The following is a 19,792-nucleotide window of genomic DNA, read 5'->3' as shown; positions in this document are numbered from 1 at the left end:
GCATGAAACTGACGGACGGTGAGGTAGGCAGAAGCTATATAGTGGCCTCCATAGACGGGGGTTGCATGGCAAAGGACAGAATCCTCAAGTTGGGTATAATCCCCGGTAGCACTATAACCATCAAGAGAAAGGCTCCTTTAAGGGGGCCTTTTATGGTTGAGGTAAACGGCAGCGATGTGGTCCTGGGCAGGGGCATTGCATCAAAAATATCCATTGTGGAGACTAAATGAAGGTAGCGCTCGTTGGCCAGCCCAACTGCGGAAAAAGCACGCTGTTTAATCAACTGGCAGGATACAAAAGCCTCTCTGCCAACTTTCCCGGGGCAACCGTTGAATACACCCAGGGCAAAACCTATATAGATAACGAGCTGATAGATATACTCGATCTGCCCGGCACATACTCCCTAAGCTGGTATGATGACGCAGAAAAGGAGACGGTCAAGGCGCTATTTTCACAAGACATAGATGTAATAGTAAACATAATCGACGCATCGACACTAATAAGGAGCATAGAGCTAACCATAGAGCTCATGTCGTTAGAAAAACCGATGGTGGTCGCCTTAAACATGATGGATGAGGCGCTGCGAAAGGGCATATACATCGATGTAAAGAAGTTAAAAAACATCCTGGGCATCGAGGTTGTGCCGATCATAGCCAAGAAAGGCAAAGGCATAAACAAACTGCTCAAGGCCATAAAGGAAGCAAAGAAACCCACAAAGCGGTGCGTATATTCAAAGAATGTGGAAAAATACATAAACCTATTGGCAGAATGCCTGAGCAAGGAAGAGATCCAGAGCAATTGGCCAACAAAAATGCTGGCCATAAAGGCCATTGAGGGGTTTGAACCGTGTCAGAAGCTCATAAACCAGACAACCAGCTGCTCAAAGGAACTTGAAATTGCAAGGGTTGCCCTTCAGGATGGGCTTGTAATCATACAGGAGAGACACGCCCTTTGTATGGACATATTCGAAAAGAGCGCAAGGGTGAAAAAACCGCCTAAGAAGAACTTAGAAGCCATCCTGGATAGCATACTACTGCACCCCATATTGGGCTATATATCCATGATCGCCATATTCTATCTGATATTCCACATCGTATTCAACGGCGGGGTGCCCATAGAAAACTTCATAATAGGCATTTTCGAGAAGATAGACGCATACATAGAAAGCTCCCTATCATCCAATCAACTGATTATGTCTATAACCAAAGGCATAGTCGACGGTGTCGGGGCAGCATTCGGTATAGCATTTCCCTATCTATTGCCGTTTCTGTTTTTGATCTCGCTCCTTGAGGATGTCGGATACCTGCCACGCATAGGCTTCTTGATGGATTCTGCAATGCACAAAATGGGGGTTCACGGAACAAGCGTCATACCGTTTGTATCTGGATACGGATGCAGTGTCCCTGCCATTATGGCAACAAGGATACTAAAAAGCAAAAAGGAGAAGTTTATCTCGGCATTTTTAGCCTCTATGGTGCCCTGTTCTGCAAGAACCACCGTTATAATGGGGCTTGTAGGCTATTTTATGGGATACAAATACGCCATCCTTCTGTATGGTTTAAATATCGTTGTAATATTCATAAGCGGCATGATATTAAAGAGGCTCCTGCCAGGCATAAGCCCGGAGATGATAATAGACATACCACCATACAGGCTCCCAACAGCCAAGACACTGCTTCTAAAGACATGGTATAAGGTCAAGGATTTCATATACTTAGCCGTTCCTATGCTTATAGGCGGAAGCGTGGTTTTAACCTTAATCGACTATTACAAGCTCAGTCATTACATAAACGACATATTCGCCCCGTTCCTTGAGGGTTTCTTGGGGCTTCCTGCAGCAGTCGGTGTGGTTTTGATATTTGGTATCCTAAAAAAAGAGCTAACCCTCCTTATGCTCTATCAGGCATTAGGCCTTGCAAGCATATCGCAGCTGCCCCAGGTTATGACACAGAAACAGATGCTCATCTTTACCGTTTTTGTCATCTTCTATATACCATGCCTTGCAACGATAGCCGCCATTAAAAAAGAGGTAGGAATCAAACAATCCATAACCATCACCGTTTTAAGCTTCGTTGTTGCCTCTGTCTTGGCCTTCCTTACAAAAATCCTGATATGATAGTCAAGGTATACACAGACGGAAGCTGTTTCGATAGCTATTCCATAGGTGGATGGGGCGTGTATATCGTTTTTGAGGATAGGGAGGTGCGATTCTCGGGATACAACGAATGCCAAAACTCCACATCAATGGAGCTTATCGCCGTATTGAAGGCACTGGAGTATTTAAGCTATCATAAAGAAGAGATAGAATCGGTGGAGTTTTTTGTCGACTGCGACTATACGGTAAAGCTAATGAAGGAGTTTAAGGCCAAGGAGAAGATCTCATTTCGAACAAAAACATCGTTCAAAAACAGAAAAACACTCCTTATGCTTACACACTATGCCTCACAACTCAATATCAACTGGCACATAGTAAAATCACATAGGGGCATAAAGGGCAACGAGATAGCAGACCAGTTAGCCAAAAAAGCGGCAAAACTGAGGATAAAAGAGTTAGAGAGGGGATAGACCCCTCCCTAATTAAATGATTGCCTTCTCCCTAAGAACCTTTGCGATTGTTTCGCCTATATAGCCAGGATTTTCTATGGTATAAACACCGGCCTTCCTTAAGGCCTCATACTTGGACTCTGCCGTTCCGCTCTTGCCCATAATAATAGCACCGGCATGGCCCATCCTTCTTCCTGGAGGTGCAGTCCTTCCTGCAATGAAGGCAAAGACCGGTTTCTTGATGCCTCCCTGGGCTATAAACTCGGCTGCCTTCTCCTCTGCATTACCACCGATCTCACCCACCATCATAACGGCTTCTGTCTCTGGGTCTTCCTCAAACTTCTTCAACCAGAATATGTAATCCGTTCCAACTATCGGGTCTCCTCCGATTCCAACACAGGTGGACTGACCCAATCCAGCCCTTGTTATCTGATCAGCTGTCTCATAAAGCAGCGTTCCACTCCTTGAGATGATACCCACGCTTCCCCTCGTAAAGATATGCCCTGGCATTATACCTATCTTTGTTGCACCGGGTGTTATAATACCCGGGCAGTTTGGACCTATGAGTGTAACACCTTCCTTTTCTATGACCCTTTTGACCTTAACCATATCCAGAACGGGGATTCCCTCTGTTATACACACAACCGTCTTGATGCCGCTTCCCACAGCCTCCAATATAGCATCGGCTGCAAAAGGCGGCGGAACAAATATCAAGCTGACATTGGGGTGGGTCTCTTTAACGGCTTCCTCCACCGTATTAAAAACCGGTATATCGCCCACCTTCTGGCCACCCTTACCAGGCGTCACACCGGCAACGACCTTGGTGCCGTAATCCTTGCAGGCAAGTGCATGATAACTACCCTCTTTTCCCGTTATACCCTGCACTAAAACCCTACTTGTCCTATATACACATACAGCCATTTATTACTTCTCCTTCTTTTCTTCTTTTGTGTTTTTCTTTTCCTCAACCGCACTGCTATTGGCAAGCTCTGAAACCATCTTGGCCGCCTCTTTCAAATCGTTGGCCACATAAAACTTAAGACCGCTCTTTTTGAGAATCTCCATACCCTCTTCCCTGTTCATGCCTGTAAGCCTAATAACAACAGGTATCTTCACCTCAACTTTCTTCAGGGCCTGCAGTATTCCGTTTGCAACCTTATCACACCTTACGATACCGCCAAAGATGTTGATGAATATGGCCTTAACCTTTGGATCCCTGGTGATTATCTCAAAACCCTTGGCTATGGTCTCTGGGGTTGCCTCACCGCCGACATCCAAAAAGTTTGCAGGCTCACCGCCAGCCAGCTTAATAACATCCATCGTCGTCATGGCAAGACCAGCACCGTTGACCATACAACCTATATTACCCGTTAGTTTTATGAAGTTCAGGCCAGAGAACCTTGCCTCAAGCTCATCCGGGTCGATCTCTGTTAAATCCCTCATCTTCGAGATCTCTTTTCTTCTGTAAAGGGCGTTATCGTCAATGTCCATCTTGGCATCAACGGCCAATAGATGTCCCGACTTAAGCACAACAAGCGGGTTAAGCTCAAGCAAAGAGCAATCCTTCTCGACAAAAACCTTATAAAGTGCGCTGAATATCTTGGCAGCCTCCTTCTCCTGAGCCATCAGATCCAGATCGTATTTAAGCCTCCTTATCTGATAGGGCAAAAATCCAACAGCCGGATCAATGGGGATCTTGATAATATCTTCGGGGTACTTCTCGGCCACCTCCTCAATACTCATACCGCCTCTTTTGGATGCAATAACGGTTGGCCTGGATGTGGTTCTGTCTATAACGATGGAGAAGTAAAGCTCCCTTTCTATGTCTGCAGCCTTCTCCACCAGCAACTTCCTTATCTTCACACCCTCAGGCCCTGTCTGTTTGGTTACAAGCTTTTTGCCAAACAGCTCCTGAGCGATCTGCCTAACCTCGTCCGATGTTCTGGCTATCTTAACTCCACCTGCTTTACCCCTGCCTCCTGTGAGCACCTGAGCCTTAAGAACAACAGGGAGACCCAGCTCCATTGAGACCATCCATGCATCATCAGGGAAATAGGTTACCCTACCCTCAGGCACCGGTATGCCGTATCCTGCCAAAACCTCTTTGGCTTGATATTCATGAAGTTTCATCAACAACCTCCAGTAAAAATAAACTACAAGTTAATTTATAACCATTTCTAAAAATAACACCTAAACAACTTAAAGTCAACAAAAACCTTTTATCCGAAGCAAAACGGTAAAAAAACTTGAAAAATACGGAATAAAGCTGTAAAGAACCATACAGGGAGGTGCATGATGGGTGATGTATTTATAGTCGAGGCCCTAAGGAGCCCATTTGGGAGCTATGGAGGAAACCTAAAGGACATAGAGGCGCCGCTTCTGGCAGCTGAGGTTATAAAACAACTCATAAACAGAACAGGCATACCAAAAGAGGCTATAGACAGCCTCATAATGGGCAATGTGCTCAGCGCCGGTATAGGACAGGCGCCTGCAAGACAGGCGGCCATCTTTGCCGAACTTCCATTTAGCGTGGATGCCTTTGGCATAAACAAGGTATGCGGTTCGGGTCTAAAATCCATTATGATAGGATGCGACAGCTTAAGGCTCAACGACGCCAACATAATCATAGCAGGCGGCATGGAAAATATGTCATTGGCTCCGTATTACCTAAAAAAAGCCCGATTCGGCTACAGGATGGGCGATGGCAAAATCATAGACGGAATGGTGTTTGACGGCCTATGGGACAAATACAACGATATACACATGGGGCTTATAACGGAAAAGATAGCAGAAAGGAACAACATAACAAGAGAGGAGCAAGATGCATACGCAGAAAGGTCATACAGGCTTGCACTAAAAGCGGAAGATACGGTTTTTAAGGAAGAGATAGTGCCGATAAGGATAGCATCCAAAAAGGGCGAGATAGTCATAGATAAGGATGAGGATCCATACAAGGTAAACTTCGACAGGATTCCCACGCTAAAAGGGGCCTTTAAAAAAGACGGGGCAATAACCGCTGCAAATGCCTCAACCCTATCGGATGGAGCCGGTGCGGTTTTAATAGCAAACAAGGAGGGCATAAAAAGATACGACCTAAAACCACTGGCAAGGGTCGTGGCTTACGCATCGTTCAGCACCGATCCGCTCCTGTTTGGAGAAGCGCCTGTTGGTGCAATTGAAAGGGTCTTAAAGAAGGCCAATCTCAACATAGAAGACATAGACCTGTTTGAGATAAACGAAGCCTTCGCCGTCGTGGTTTTGGTCGCAATAAAGAGACTCTCCATAGATATAGAAAAGGTCAATGTAAACGGCGGAGCCATAGCTATAGGCCATCCTATAGGTGCAAGCGGTGCTCGTCTTCTTGCCACACTAACAAAGGAACTTGCAAGGAGAAGGGCCAAATACGGCCTTGCCTCTCTGTGTATTGGTGGCGGTGAGGCTGTGGCTATGGTTATAGAGAGAATTTAGCGGTTGATAAAGGCATAGGCGTTGTGGTTGTGGATGCTTTCGAAATTCTCAACCTCAACACTAAAGTGAGGTATGCGCTCATCGCTTGAGAGTTTTAAGGTTATGTTTCTTGCTATATCCTCAACAAACATGGGGTTGTCATAGGCCTTCTCCGTTACGAACTTCTCATCGGGCCTCTTAAGCAGGGAATAGATATCGCAACTTGCTGAGGACTCAGCCACCTCCACAAGCTCCTCTATCCAAACAAACTCGGCAAGTTGTGCCCTGATTCTTGCCATACCCCTTTGATTGTGAGCCCCATAATCGCTTATCTCTTTGGAACAGGGGCATAAACTCGTTATGGGCACCTCAACGGTTAAAAACAACTCCTCAGACTCAGAATCACCAAAGGCTTCAACCTTACAATCATAGCTCATCAGAGACTTAATCCTGCTAACAGGCGCCTCTTTCTCTATAAAATAAGGAAAACTCAACTCCAAATAGGATTTTTTCGCATTCAATCTCTCCCTCATCTGTTTCAGGATCTTGCCGATTCTCCTTATATCGATACACTCCCTATTCTCATTCAAAACCTCTATAAATCGGCTCATGTGCGTGCCTTTAAAATCACTCGGCAGAAGCACATACATATTAACCGTGGCTATGGTATGTTGTCTCTTCTTGGTTCTATCCAGCAGGGTTATCGGATAGCGCAGGTTTTTAACACCCACCTTATCTATGGGTATATTCCTGTTGTCCTTCAAAGACTGAACATCGGCAAGCTCCATAACAGGGGCATTTTATCAAAATTATTGGTTTTAGCAAACTCCGTAATAGTTTCTCAGCAGAACAAAGCCCTTGACCCTTGCAATTTAATATTATATAATTTAGAAATTTGTGTTAAAGGAGGCACTTAAGCATGAGAAAAAGTATGTTTTCTCTTCTAACAGCATTGTTTTTCTTGATTCTTATCCCTGTTTCGACGGTTTTTTCTGCCCCTTTGAGTTGTTCTCAATTTTCCATTCATGTTGATGTAGGTCAACCGCAAGGAAACATAGGACCTATAAAACGGGTGGTGCTGAAATTCAACGGCATAACAGCATCTGTCAATGGCAATGGTTATGGTTTATCCGTTTCTGGACCACCTACTGTAAGGGTGTTTTACCAATCAGACGGAAGGGTTAGAGGTATTTACAACAAAGGAAGAAATTTAACCTTTAGCTATTCAACCTCAGGCAAATTAAGATCTATATTCTACAGGGGCAGAAATATAATATTCCATTATCACACAAGCGGAAGACTTAGAGCTATAGAATACTCCGGTTATTCTTTAAGGTTCACATATAACAAGGGCAATTTTAGGGCAGTCTCAGGTCATATCCCGTGCATGACCTATACATTTTACAACTAACACTCTAAGCGGATGTATTCCATCCGCTTTTAACCTTCTTACTCAAAATAATCCAACAGATATTGACTCAATAAAATTTTGATATATCATTCTATCCAGAAAAATTTGGATGGAGGGAAGTAATGAACACCGCTAAGACGGTTTTTCTTTTAACGCTGCTTGCGGGTCTTTTGATGTTTATTGGCGGCATGCTGGGCGGAAGGGCAGGCATAATGATAGCCTTTGTTTTTTCGCTCATCATGAACCTGTTTAGCTATTTCTTCTCAGATAAGATAGCCCTATCGATGTATAGGGCAAAACCGGTAACTCAGCAGGAAGCACCCGAGCTATACGCTATGGTAAAAAAACTATGCGAGAGGGCCAATCTGCCAATGCCAAAGCTCTATATCATCCCACAGGCAGCACCAAACGCATTTGCCACAGGCAGAAACCCAGAACATGCAGCCGTTGCCATAACTCAGGGGGCTTTAGAGCTTTTGAGTCCAGAGGAGCTAATGGGTGTGTTGGGGCATGAGCTTGGACACATAAAACACAGGGATATTTTAATATCCACAATAACAGCAACCATTGCCTCAGCCATAATGATGGTGGCGGATATGGTCAGGTGGGCTGCAATATTCGGAGGGCTGAGCAGGGACGATGATGACCATCCAATAGTGTTGTTGGTTGTATCGTTAATAGCACCGTTTGCAGCAATGCTTATACAGCTTGCCATCTCCAGGGCAAGGGAATATGAAGCAGACAAGGCTGGAGCCATCTATAGCGGCAATCCGCTCTATCTTGCAAGCGCCCTGGAAAAGCTTGAGAATTACGCAAAAGCCATACCATTTCAGGGTAATCCAGCAACAGAGAACCTCTTTATAGTAAACCCATTTTCATCAAAGGGTATTATGACGCTTCTATCGACACATCCGCCAATTGAGGAGAGAATAAAAAGATTAAGGGAGATGGCAGCAAGGGGAATTTAATATAACATCGACTGGATCCTCTTTTGTTATCTCTATCCAGTGAGCATCCTTGAACTTGCTCTTTATGAATGTAAGCTGCCGTTTGGCAAAGGAGAGGGTGTTTTTTACAATCAAATCCTTAAGCTCATCAGAAGTTTTGATCTTTCCCAAAATGTAATCCACTGTCTCGGCATAACCTATGGATCTAAGGGCTTTTGAATCGCCAAAACCCATCTCAATCAACCTCTTTGTCTCCTCAATAAGCCCCTCTTCTATCATCAGTTCGGTTCTTTTTTTTATCCTCTCTTTTAGGGCCTCTTTAGGTGCATAAAGAACAAATACGCAAAATTCATCTTGCCTTGAGGTGTTTTTGAAGAAACTGCTTAGCGGCTTCCCTTTGCTAACAAAGACAGATAGGCCCCTTTTGATCCTCTGGCAATCCCCCACAGAAAGCCTATCCGCCCACTTTTTATCGACAACCTCAAGCCATTCGAACAGATAATAACTGCCCAACTCATCACATATATCATCAAAGAAAAGTCTAACATTATCATCAATTGGGTCTATCCTATCTATACCGTTAATCAATGCATCTATATAAAATGCCGTTCCGCCAACGATTACTGGATTTTTACCTGCATTTAGCAACTCCTTTATAAGCTCATCTGCAAGCCTTGCAAACTCACCGGCGCTGAATGTTTCATCCGGAGAAAGTATATCGATCAGGTGGTGTTTAACCAGGCTTTGCTCCTTTTTGGACGGCTTGGCACTGCCTATATCCATATAACGGTAAATCTGCACCGCATCTGCCGATATGATTTCCCCGTTGATTCTTCTTGCAACCTCTATGGCCGTTTTTGTTTTACCTGTTGCCGTCTGCCCGGTAATGACTATGGGTTTCATTGAAGCAGCTTATCAACAGAAACAAATTCCAACCCGTGCGCCTCAGCAACCGGCTTGCATGTAATCTTGCCATAGGCCACATTGATACCCTTGGCTATAGGGATATAACGCCTGGCAGCCTCCCTCCAACCCAAATCGGCGATAATCAAACCAAAGGGCAATGTGGCATTGACAAGGGCAAATGTCGATGTCCGTGCATAAGCACCAGGCATATTTGCAACGCAGTAATGCAATACGCCTTCAACCTCAAAGACCGGATCCTGATGCGTGGTTGGCCTTGATGTTTCAACACAACCACCCTGATCTATCGACACATCAACTATGACAGCACCCCTCTTCATGGTCTTTAGCATATCATATCTGATGAGTTTGGGCGTCTTTGCTCCGGGTATCAAAACCGTGCCTATAACGGCATCTGCATCTTTTATTTCCTCTTCTATATTCATCCTGTTGGACATTATCATCTGACAGTTTTTAGGCAAAACATCCTCAAGATACCTCAACCTTTCTGCGTTTATATCCAACACATAGACACTCGCACCCATGCCGGCTGCAACCTTTGCTGCATTCAAGCCGGCCGTGCCGCCGCCTATTATCACAAACTTGGCAGAATGGACACCCGTAACGCCCCCTGCCAAAACCCCTCTTCCGCCATATGGCTTTGCTAAGTAATAGGCGGCCATGATAGAGGCCATCTTGCCCGCCACCTCGCTCATGGGTTCAAGCAGAGGCAGCTTGCCATCCACCTCTATGGTCTCATAGGCTATGGCCACAACCCCCTTTTCCATCAAACCAAGCGTTTGGGGTCTGTCTGGGGCAAGGTGGAGATATGTGTATATAATCTGCCCCTCTCTCAACATCTCTATCTCCTTCTGCTGGGGTTCCTTGACCTTTATTATCATCTGGGCAGCCTCAAAAACATCCTCTGCTTTATCAACAATCCTCGCCCCTGCTGCTATAAACTCACCATCGGATATGCCACTGCCCTCACCCGCTCCCCTTTGAACTAAAACCTCATGCCCGTGATGGACAAACTCAGCAACTGCTGATGGTGTAAGCCCTACCCTGTTCTCGTTGGGCTTTATCTCTTTTGGAACCCCAATAATCATAATACGCCTCCTAAAATTTCGGTTTGGCTATGAATATACAACTATCTCCTCCTTTTGCTATCGTTTGAATCTCCTCTATGTCCATGGGTTTACCAGAAAGCATCTGGGCAAAACCAAGCATCAAGCCCGCTGTAATATTGCAGAACCCCTTTGATTTCGAATAGGGCAAAAAATGGCATTCATTTAGTGTAAACCTTATCTGGCCATTATCCATTATTTCTATGGATATATCGGGGCCTCCTTTGGATTTTATCATTTGAGGTAGTATCTTTGCCATCTCCTCCTTTGAGAACTTCTTAAGCAGACTCGGATCAACATCCATTGCCTCCATCATCTGCATGGGTATCCTCTTTGCAAGTATCCTTCTTAAGACCTTTGTCCCCTGCTTGCCACCAAAATACTCCAAGGCCTCAACAAGCCCCGACATAACCATAGAAGCATACTTATAGCAGATATGCCCCAATACACACTCGGTACCCACATCAAGACAACTCTCTTTAAGCTTTTTCTCCATTCACAATCACCTCACAAGAATTTTAAGCCAACAACGACTGCCACACTGACGATGCTTATGGCGGCAAACGCCTTCCATATAATCCACCTTACATTCCGATGACCAAAGATGGTCGCATACACACCCTTTATAACGGTGTTTGTTATGCTGGATATGATGATGCTTATAAGGGCAATATCTATATCGATTACGCCAGTCTTAGACAACTGACTCATAGAGATAGTCAGCGGGTCAACATCGGCAAAGCCGGATATAAATCCCAACAGGTATATACCCTTTGAGCCAAGGTATGTATGCGCAAGACGGGATAGAATCAAAATAACAGTATAGAAAGCACCAAAAAATAGTGCATGGGTTAAATCATACGGATTGGAGAACTCCACCTCCACAACATCATCACCTGATTTGTGTTTCTTGAGGGCAAAAATCAGCCCCACACCAAAGGCAACAACGCTAAAGATGGCGAACCTATACGATATCGAAGGATATATGATAAACATAACAATAAGCTGTCTTATAAACATTATCGAGCTTGCAAGCACTATGCCCAGGGCAAGCTCACAGGATAACTCAGGCGTCTCTTTAGATCGCTTGGAGAATGCAAGCGTTACAGCGGTTGAGCTCATCAGGCCGCCAAACAGCGCTGTTATCAATATCCCTCTTTTTGAGCCCAACAGCTTTGTGGCAAAATAGGCGGCAAATGATATGGATGAGATCAAAACCACCATAAGCCAGATGGATCGGGGGTTTAATTTCAGAAAAGTAAAGGCCTTATCAGGAAGAATCGGATACAAAACGGCAGACACAACAAGGAATTTCAATATAGCAGATATGTCCTTTTTATATATGTATTTCTCCACAAAGCCGTGTAAGAATTCCCTTAAAGACAAAATCAGCGTTATAATGATACTTAAGGAGACAGCCTCTATCACATACCCTTTGGCAAGTATAACACCCACAACAAATGTGAACAGGCCTGCAATCTCTGTTGTAATACCCTTCCTGTTAAAATAAAAGGCCTCATACATATATTCGCCTATGATCATCAGGGCAAAACAACCGAATACAATGCCAACGATAAGGGGGGTTTTAACAAAATATTCAACAGAAAAGCCCAATAAAGAGATTAAAGGAAAGGTTCTGATGCCGCCAAAGTGTTTTTCTTCTATCTTTCTATGATACGATTCCTGCTCAAGACCGACTATTCCGCCCAACAGTATGCTCAAAACAACAAGAAAAAACCAATCGGGCATCCACTGCACTATTTTACCCATATTCCAACAATAATATTTAAGCTGGTGTTTTTCAAGAAAAAATAGACATACATTCTTGTTGACTTTTAGATAAAAAATTTTATAATTTAAATAACTGGTTAGTTAATGGAGGTGGCATGACTAAATCCAGCCTAATCCTAAAGGTTGCAAAGGAGCTTTTCACGCAAAAGGGGTTTAAGGCAACAACAATGGATGAGATAGCAAAGAGGGCAAAGATAAACAAGGCCTTAATATACTATTACTTCAAGGATAAAAACACCCTCTATTCAGAGATATTCAGGATCTCCCTAAATGAGATACTCTCAACGATAAAGCAGATAGACCCGCAAAAACCGCTCGATGCGTTCTTTACATACATAAAGGCCTTCTGTCAATTTGCAGAAAAAGACAGCGGCTTCTTTGCAATGCTGATGGGGGAGTTATCCACCTCTGCCAAACATATGCCTCAACTGGCCTTAGAGATGTTCTTGCAGGCTGTGGGCATACTGAATGAGATACTCAAAGAAGGCAAGAGGATAGGGGTCTTCAGAGAAGTAAACACACTAACGATTCATCTTACCATCATAGGAACCATTAGCTTTATCGTCTGCAGCAGGGAAATAAGAAACGATACAGAGAGAATCAAAAAAGCACCCCAGTTTCTCAAAAAGGAGCCCGAGAGTCTATGCAGAGAAATCTATCTTACCATTACAGAGGGGATAAAAAATGAGAGTATTTAGTCTTTTTTTATGTGTTTTATTGCTAATCTCGATCCAGGCAAGGGCCACAACAATAACAGAGCTCCTGAATGCCTTAAAAAACCAACCACAGACAAAGGCGGATGAGTTCTTCCTAAAAAGCGCAAAGGCCGGATACTCAAAAACCACATCACTATTCTGGCCAAAAATTTACGCCACATCGTCATACACCCATTACAACTCACCAACGAGCCTAAGGCCCCTCTTGCCTACAGAAAGCTCTGAACTAATAAGGCTAAACAAGGCTATACCTTTTAGCAAAAACATATCTCAGATAGGCATAAATGTCAGCATGCCCGTTTTTGTCTATCCGCTATTTAGCCTCACAAAGAAGGCACAGGCCTTAACCAAAGCAGCAAAAACAAAGAAGAAGTTGAATTTTATTAGAAACGAAGCAGCCGTTGTCCTGCTAAACGCCCAGCTTGAGTATGTAAAAAACCTAAAGGAAGCCATAAAGGGGCGTATAAACTCCTTAAAAGCCCAGCTAAACACAATAAAAAAAGCCGTTGAGCTTGGAAGGGCAGCACCCATTGATGCCTTAAAGATAGAGGACAATCTAAACAAACTAAACATACAGCTTAACAAACTCAACTCATCCGAATACAGCATCATCATGTCAATCTATTCACTAACAGGGATAAAACTAAAAGAACCCGCCCAGATGGAGCTTGCAAGACAGGTAAGGGAGAAAGAGCTGTTTCAGCTAAAACCGCTAATATACAACCTGCAAGCCTCCAAATATGAACTCAAAGCAAAGGAAAGCGAACTCTTCCCGTCAATATACATGAAGGGTTTTATAGCAAGGAAATTCGCAAAAAGCTATAACACCAACGAACACATCGTTAAAAATTACGGCAGTATAGGCATATACCTTCAAATACCCATTTTCAACAAGGTCATCTATGCGGATATAGAAAAGGCAAAGTCCGATTACATGAAAAGCCAATACAAACTAAGGGAGTATAAAAGACAGCTTATCTCCCAATCCAAAAGCATAAAAGAAGAGCTAAAGATACTCAACAGATCCATGATTTTAGCAAGAAAGAACATAAAAAACGCCAAAGAATTGCTTGAATACGCAAAGGTGGCCTTTAGATTAAAACGGATGACAGAGGAGGAGTATTTAAGATACGAAGATGCCCTGCTTTCTGCCAAGGCGGAACTATTCGAGCTTAAGCTAAAAAAATGGCAAGACATATCGAAGCTGGCAATAATCTATGGAAATGATTTAAAGGAGATAGTGAGATGACAAAGAAGGTTGTATCTGTTGTTCTGGCTATCCTGATAGCCGTTGGTATCGGGGTTTTGGTCAAAAAGAGGAAAAAAGAGCTTGCAGAGCTGCCCACAGCAAAGGTGTATCCTGTGGTTGTAAAGACGATGAAGCCCAAACCTGAAAACTTCCGCCTGACCCTAAGCGGTCTTGGGATTGTAAAGAGCTCAATAGACCTAAATATAACCTCAAAGCTCTCAGGCAGACTCATTTACATCAAGAATATAGGCGATAAGGTAAAAAAAGGCGATATAGTGGCAAAATTAGATGTATCTGGAACAAAAGCGGCAATATCCCAGGCCGTCTCTCAATTAAAATCACTCAAAGCCAAGCTTTCCTCGGCCACATTAACGCTAAAAAACTTAGAGCTTACACACAAAAGAACCAAGGAACTCCTAAAGGTTAAAGGTGCATCAATAGAGCAGTTTCAGAAAGAGGAAGACCAATTGGCCTCTGTAAAATCCCAAATCGCCTCTTTAAAATCACAGATAGAGGCAACAAAAAGCAACATTAGGCATTTAAAGATCCTTTTGAGTTATGGAATCATAAAATCACCTATAGACGGCACAATAAGCAAGAAATTCCTAAACACAGGCGATGTTGTAATGCCTGGTAAACCGCTCTGCTCTATCAGCTCAAGGGGCGGAAAATACATACTCCTGAGGCTTCCTGATGACATAAAACCCCAGGGTCTTGTGTTTAACAATAAAGTATACAATGTTATTCCGCTGAACAATACATTCAACGGCTTAGATGAATACAAGGCCGATGTTGACACAAACCTAAACACAGATACCCGCATAAGGGTGGGCGTTGTTGTATTTAAAGGCAAGGCCATCAAGCTCCCCTTTGATGCAGTACTCTCAAAAGAGGGTAAAAATTATGTGTTCATACTGAAGAACAACAGGGCCATACCAAAGCAGATCAAGGTAATAGCATCAGCAGAAGAGGGTATAGCCGTTAAGGACAACGCCCTTGTCAACAAGGAGTTAATCCTGGCAAAACCCGACATCTTCATAAAGCTCTTAGGCGGAGTGAAGGTTATAAAGGAGTAGGCGATGTTTGATTACTTTTACAAAAGACCCTATACGCTTTTCAGTATTATAATGTTATTTTTCGTATTGGGCATTATAGGCCTGAAGGAGCTGCCCAAAAACCTATTCCCCGATGCAGACAGACCTCAGGTTATTATCGTAACAAAGATACCAGGAGCCACGGCTCAGGTTGCAGCAAGCAGCGTTTCAAAACCCATAGAGGAGGAGGTTGCAAGACTGAGCTATGTTAGAGATATAAGTTCAATAAATGTGGCTAATTTTTCCATAGTTAAAGTAGAATTCGAATATAAAAAAGGCCTAAAGAACGCAGCTGTGGATGTTGCAAATGCCCTATCAATTGTCAAATCCAAGCTGCCCCCAAATGCCAATCCATCCATATACACAGTTGGAAGCTTTACCTTGCCCGTCGATGTTGTCTCACTAAGCCCAAAAAACAACTCCATAACATTAGGCGACATAAGAAAGATAGCCGACAGCTTTATAAAACCCTATCTTCTTAGCATAAAAGACATAGGCAATGTTGAGGTGTTCGGCGGATACAAAAGCGCCATAACAATAAACATAGACCCTTATAAACTCGCCAAATACAACATATCGGCAGATAGAATCATCAAAGCGCTCTTCAGCCTTGATAGGGATATGCCCATAGGATTTATGAAAAGCAAAGACAACTTCCTAACCCTAACATATTACGGTGAGAAAGACCAGATCGAGAAGCTTAAACAACTCCAGATTGCACCCAACCTGCCCTTAAAAAGTGTTGCAGATGTAAAATGGGATTACGAAAAACGGTTTAGCGGCTATATGGGTAACGGCCATCCTGCTATAGCCTTAGCCATACAACGAGCCCCCAAAGGCAGTGTTTTGGATGTATCCAATGCCGCAAGGGAAGCTATAAAATACCTAAAAAAACAATACCCAAACATAAAGTTTGAGATATCGGATACCCAGAGAAATCTAATACTGACATCAAATCAAAACATGCTTGAGGCCTTAAGGGATGCAATCATCTATACACTAATTGTGCTTTTGTTGTTCTTGGGCAACTTCAGGGCCATAATTGCAGCAGGTCTTTCCATACCAATGGTGTTTTTTACAACCATAGCCGTTATATGGCTTACGGGCGGGGAGCTAAATATAGTCGTATACACGGGCATCATCCTTTCTTTAGGTATGCTAACAGACGATGCCGTGGTTGTGCTTGAAAACATAGAAAGACACCTAAATGAACTCAAGGAGGATCTAAACACAGCTATCTATAAAGGAACAAAAGAGGTTTTGGGGCCGGTATTTGCAGGCACACTCTCAACTATAGTCGTTCTATTCCCTCTGATGTTCATAGGCGATTACCCACAGAGAATATTCCAGCCGTTAATCTCAACCCTCATTATATCCTTAATTGTGTCTTACTTTTTGTCCGTAACATTTGTGCCTAAATTATCCGCATATCTATACAAAAACGGCACTAAGAAAACAAAAATAGAGCTAATATTTGAGAATCTCTATTCAAAAACCATTGGCAAACTGATAGATGTCTATATAGGTGTGTTAAGATTCTCAAATTCAGGCAAATATATCCTAAGAAGGGTCATACTCATAGTTGGTGTCATTGTAATATTTATTTTGAGCATGAAAAACATAATGCCCATTTTAGGAAGAGACATCATGCCTCCTATGGATACAGGCATAGTAATAGCAAAAATAAAGTTCAGCTCAAATAGCACAGCAGACGAATCGATGAAAAAACTCAAAGGTTTTCTAAATTGGCTGCACAAACAACCTTATGTAAGAATGAGCTCAACGGCATTCGGATCAGAAGCTGGCGTTTTATCCTTGGGCAACGGTAACTTACCTTCTGAAGCGACGATAACAATAAACTGCGTTGATAGATTTCACAGAAAGCTAACCATATGGCAAATAGAATCTATATTTAGAGACAAACTCAATCAATTAGAAGGCATAAAGAATGTTGATGTTTACGATTTCGGAGCCACGCCGCTTTCCAGTATAAAAGCACCCCTCGACATAAGAATAAAAAGTGCCACATACGAAGGCTTATCAGATGAAGCAAATATTATAGCCAAAAACATACGACGCATTAAGGGTCTAACCAGCATAGATATAAGCTGGGACAGTAATTTCAAGGAAATAACACTAAACATAGACACAAATAAGGCCCTAAGTTATGGCCTAACACCTGCACAGATCATAGCACAAATACCCATAAACGGCAGAATAGCAGCGATAAATGGCGATTTTACCTCTATGAACAGTCAGTTTGTAAGGATTTATCTAAAGGGAAAATTCAACGAAAACATAAACAGCATTAGACTATTGCCCATAAAAACACCCTTCGGCTATTACATACCACTTCAGGCGGTGGCAAAGTTTAAAGAGCACTTCACACCAGCCAAAATAGAAAGGGATCAGCTGCTTTACAGTTTAGATGTAAACGGATTCAGAAACAAAAAACCAATAACGATGATAACGGCAGACAGCCAGAAAATCCTAAAGCATCTAAACACGGAAGGGTTCAAGGTTGAGCAGGCAGGCAGTATCGTGCAGCTAAACGACAGCTTCAAAAGGATGCTAAAGGCCATAGTGATAGGCGTTATACTCCTAACAATGACCCTGATAGCGGTTTATAGGTCTGTCAGGATGGGTCTTGTAATGATCGTGGTCTTGCCGCTATCCATGATAGGAGCATTCTGGGCCATGTTAATATTCCACAAACCCTCTTGCATGCCCAGCATGATGGGCATATTGCTGCTTTTTGGTATAATTATAAAAAACTCGGTCCTCCTTATAGACTTCTATCAACATTACAGAGAAAAGGAATCACCGTTTGAGAGCGCCTTGGAAAGCGTGAGGGTGAGATTCAGGCCGGTTATGATGACGGCCTTTGGAACCATCGCCGGCATGATACCCATAGCTTTGGAGCGCGCTGTGGGTCTTGAAAGGCTATCCCCGCTTGCCGATGTGGCGGTAGGAGGACTGCTTGTTGGAACATTCCTAACGCTTGTTTATGTGCCTATGTTTGCGTACATGCTCGATTCAGCAACAAAAAAGAACAAAAGTTCAGAAACCACCCCTTGAAAAAATACCGCTTAAGAGTTAAGCTTAACTAAAACAACACAAAGAGGGGGTGGTGATATGGCAGAAAAGGTCAAGGTTGAGTTAAAGAAGGAAAACGACAGGTTTCATCTCAAATGCGAGGCCTTTGGTATTGAGGAGTATTGTGTAAACGAGGAGGAGGCAGAAAAGATAGTAAAATCCAAGCTGCCCCAGGACTGTCAGATCGAGTGGGTCAAGGAATACATGGAAAAGACCTAAATATCAAGCACATCAGAAGGGATGGCTTTTATAAAATCCCTGTTGATCTTTCCCTTGTTGGCCATGCCGATTAGCACCTCAAGGGCCTCCTGATGGGAGAAGGAGTTGCTTCGGTATGGCCTTTTTTGCCTTAGCGCTGAATAGATGTCGGCAACGGTCAATATCTGAGCCCCCGTGGAGAGGTCGTTTCTATTCAATCCAAACGGATAGCCCGAACCGTCTAAATATTCATGATGGGAACTTGCTATGTGTATAATATCCTCATCTAACTCCATCTGGTTTAAGAAGGAATAGGTGTAATAAACATGCGATTTCATCCTAAGCCAATCGTTTCCGCTTAGCTTACCTGGATATTCCAGTATGCTTTTTGGCACAAACAGCTTGCCTATATCGTGTAAGAAACCTGCTGTTTCGATGGTTTTGCAATCCTTATTACTCAGGCCAACCTGCCTGGCTATGGCAAGCGCCGTTTTGGCCACATCGCTGGAATGCGTAAGCGTAAATTTGCTCTTTTTGTCTATGAAGCTCTCTGCTATGGATTTTGCCAATCTATTAAACAATTCAGCATCCACGCTAACTATCTTCTCCTCAACATGAGAAACAAAGTATTTCTTTATCTCCTCAACATTGGAAAGCATTATGAAAAAGGCATCGTTCCTTATTACCTCAACAAAGGCATCCAATATATCGCTAAACATAGGCCTATTTTTATACAAAGGGTATATCTTTGCCTTTAGTGTTTTGGGCTCAAACAGATTCTCCCTTCTTAGCAAAACCTCAACCTCATCGGCAAAGTATATTATCCTTGACAACAGATTGTTGCTTGCCGGATTGTGGTGATCCTTGACAATCAGGGCTATCTCCTCAAACAGCGGTATCTTTTTAAGTATCTCATACCCAACAATGGCATGCCTCTGCAGATCAACACAGTCCCTTTTATCGTATTCAAGCAAAAGCTGGGTTTCCCTCTCAACTGCACCTATATCGTGCAAAAGGCCTGCCAGATAGAGGTTTATCCTCTCGTTTAGTTTAAAGTTCATCTGATAGGATATCAGGATACAGATAAAGCTAACCCTCAAGGCGTGGTTTGAGGGGCTGCCGTTTAGAATAAGGTCTAACGATTTAGATAGATTCTCCACCAATCTACTTAGGTTAAACTTCTTATAAAATACCATCCACACACCCCTTCAATTTGGGTTAGTTTATCACATATAGGCGCCGATTTGCAATAACTATTAGTTGCAATTG

The 19,792-nt window shown here is 43.1% G+C and carries 19 protein-coding genes; 11 read left to right on the top strand and 8 right to left on the bottom strand.

Annotated features, from left to right (window positions below):
- Positions 1-2 precede the first annotated feature (2 nt).
- The 3 genes from D891_RS0102330 to D891_RS0102320 are packed head-to-tail and all read left to right on the top strand — an operon-like array spanning position 3 to position 2,565.
- Positions 3-230, top strand: coding sequence for a FeoA family protein (locus D891_RS0102330; protein ID WP_025209437.1), 228 nt, complete (start codon positions 3-5; stop codon positions 228-230).
- On the top strand, positions 227-2,116 hold the full coding sequence (feoB, locus tag D891_RS0102325; RefSeq protein WP_025209436.1) for a ferrous iron transport protein B: 1,890 nt from the start codon (positions 227-229) through the stop codon (positions 2,114-2,116). Before D891_RS0102330 ends, feoB begins: the two co-directional genes overlap by 4 nt.
- A complete protein-coding gene (locus D891_RS0102320; protein ID WP_084042290.1) occupies positions 2,113-2,565 on the top strand; it encodes an RNase H family protein in 453 nt (150 codons plus the stop codon). Before feoB ends, D891_RS0102320 begins: the two co-directional genes overlap by 4 nt.
- Positions 2,566-2,577: 12 nt before the next feature.
- On the opposite strand, the gene sucD is transcribed toward D891_RS0102320, so the two are convergent.
- Positions 2,578-3,465, bottom strand: coding sequence for a succinate--CoA ligase subunit alpha (gene sucD, locus D891_RS0102315; RefSeq protein WP_025209434.1), 888 nt, complete (start codon positions 3,463-3,465; stop codon positions 2,578-2,580).
- A gap of 3 nt (positions 3,466-3,468) precedes the next feature.
- Complete coding sequence (sucC, locus tag D891_RS0102310; RefSeq protein WP_025209433.1) at positions 3,469-4,674, bottom strand: ADP-forming succinate--CoA ligase subunit beta; 1,206 nt, start codon at positions 4,672-4,674, stop codon at positions 3,469-3,471.
- Between the two features lie 165 nt (positions 4,675-4,839).
- On the opposite strand from sucC, the gene D891_RS0102305 reads away from it, so the two are divergent.
- Positions 4,840-6,012, top strand: a complete 1,173-nt coding sequence (locus tag D891_RS0102305) for a thiolase family protein (RefSeq protein ID WP_025209432.1) — start codon at positions 4,840-4,842, stop codon at positions 6,010-6,012.
- Here the strand turns inward: D891_RS0102305 and folE2 are convergent.
- On the bottom strand, positions 6,009-6,779 hold the full coding sequence (folE2, locus tag D891_RS0102300) for a GTP cyclohydrolase FolE2 (protein WP_025209431.1): 771 nt from the start codon (positions 6,777-6,779) through the stop codon (positions 6,009-6,011). The genes D891_RS0102305 and folE2 overlap by 4 nt on opposite strands.
- 131 nt (positions 6,780-6,910) lie before the next feature.
- On the opposite strand from folE2, the gene D891_RS0102295 reads away from it, so the two are divergent.
- Positions 6,911-7,402, top strand: coding sequence for a hypothetical protein (locus tag D891_RS0102295; RefSeq protein WP_025209430.1), 492 nt, complete (start codon positions 6,911-6,913; stop codon positions 7,400-7,402).
- A 122-nt stretch (positions 7,403-7,524) separates the two neighbouring features.
- A complete protein-coding gene (gene htpX, locus D891_RS0102290) occupies positions 7,525-8,370 on the top strand; it encodes a zinc metalloprotease HtpX (RefSeq protein WP_025209429.1) in 846 nt (281 codons plus the stop codon).
- Here htpX and miaA read toward each other — a convergent pair.
- The 4 genes from miaA to D891_RS0102270 are packed head-to-tail and all read right to left on the bottom strand — an operon-like array spanning position 8,341 to position 12,149.
- Positions 8,341-9,252, bottom strand: coding sequence for a tRNA (adenosine(37)-N6)-dimethylallyltransferase MiaA (miaA, locus tag D891_RS0102285; RefSeq protein WP_025209428.1), 912 nt, complete (start codon positions 9,250-9,252; stop codon positions 8,341-8,343). The genes htpX and miaA overlap by 30 nt on opposite strands.
- Positions 9,249-10,361, bottom strand: coding sequence for an alanine dehydrogenase (gene ald, locus D891_RS0102280; protein WP_025209427.1), 1,113 nt, complete (start codon positions 10,359-10,361; stop codon positions 9,249-9,251). Before ald ends, miaA begins: the two co-directional genes overlap by 4 nt.
- Before the next feature lie 10 nt (positions 10,362-10,371).
- Complete coding sequence (locus D891_RS0102275) at positions 10,372-10,875, bottom strand: methanogen output domain 1-containing protein (RefSeq protein WP_025209426.1); 504 nt, start codon at positions 10,873-10,875, stop codon at positions 10,372-10,374.
- Positions 10,876-10,886: 11 nt separating this feature from the next.
- Positions 10,887-12,149 (bottom strand): MgtC/SapB family protein, encoded by a 1,263-nt coding sequence (locus tag D891_RS0102270; RefSeq protein WP_084042289.1) that lies wholly within the window; start codon positions 12,147-12,149, stop codon positions 10,887-10,889.
- 116 nt (positions 12,150-12,265) lie between these two features.
- Between D891_RS0102270 and D891_RS0102265 the strand changes: the two genes are divergently transcribed.
- The 5 genes from D891_RS0102265 to D891_RS0102245 are packed head-to-tail and all read left to right on the top strand — an operon-like array spanning position 12,266 to position 18,544.
- Entirely contained in the window at positions 12,266-12,868 is a 603-nt protein-coding gene (locus tag D891_RS0102265) for a TetR/AcrR family transcriptional regulator (RefSeq protein WP_025209424.1), read from the top strand.
- Entirely contained in the window at positions 12,855-14,135 is a 1,281-nt protein-coding gene (locus D891_RS0102260) for a TolC family protein (protein ID WP_025209423.1), read from the top strand. The genes D891_RS0102265 and D891_RS0102260 overlap by 14 nt, the downstream gene beginning before the upstream one ends.
- On the top strand, positions 14,132-15,211 hold the full coding sequence (locus tag D891_RS0102255) for an efflux RND transporter periplasmic adaptor subunit (protein WP_025209422.1): 1,080 nt from the start codon (positions 14,132-14,134) through the stop codon (positions 15,209-15,211). The genes D891_RS0102260 and D891_RS0102255 overlap by 4 nt, the downstream gene beginning before the upstream one ends.
- 3 nt (positions 15,212-15,214) lie before the next feature.
- Positions 15,215-18,307, top strand: a complete 3,093-nt coding sequence (locus D891_RS0102250; RefSeq protein WP_025209421.1) for an efflux RND transporter permease subunit — start codon at positions 15,215-15,217, stop codon at positions 18,305-18,307.
- Between the two features lie 57 nt (positions 18,308-18,364).
- Entirely contained in the window at positions 18,365-18,544 is a 180-nt protein-coding gene (locus D891_RS0102245; protein ID WP_025209420.1) for a hypothetical protein, read from the top strand.
- Here the strand turns inward: D891_RS0102245 and D891_RS0102240 are convergent.
- Complete coding sequence (locus tag D891_RS0102240; protein WP_025209419.1) at positions 18,541-19,719, bottom strand: HD-GYP domain-containing protein; 1,179 nt, start codon at positions 19,717-19,719, stop codon at positions 18,541-18,543. The two genes, D891_RS0102245 and D891_RS0102240, sit on opposite strands and share 4 nt — an antisense overlap.
- Positions 19,720-19,792 lie beyond the last annotated feature (73 nt).

Origin of the sequence: Hippea sp. KM1 (genome assembly GCF_000526195.1) — a bacterium.
Lineage (GTDB): Bacteria > Campylobacterota_A > Desulfurellia > Desulfurellales > Hippeaceae > Hippea.
This window is presented reverse-complemented; position numbering and strand designations above follow the sequence as displayed.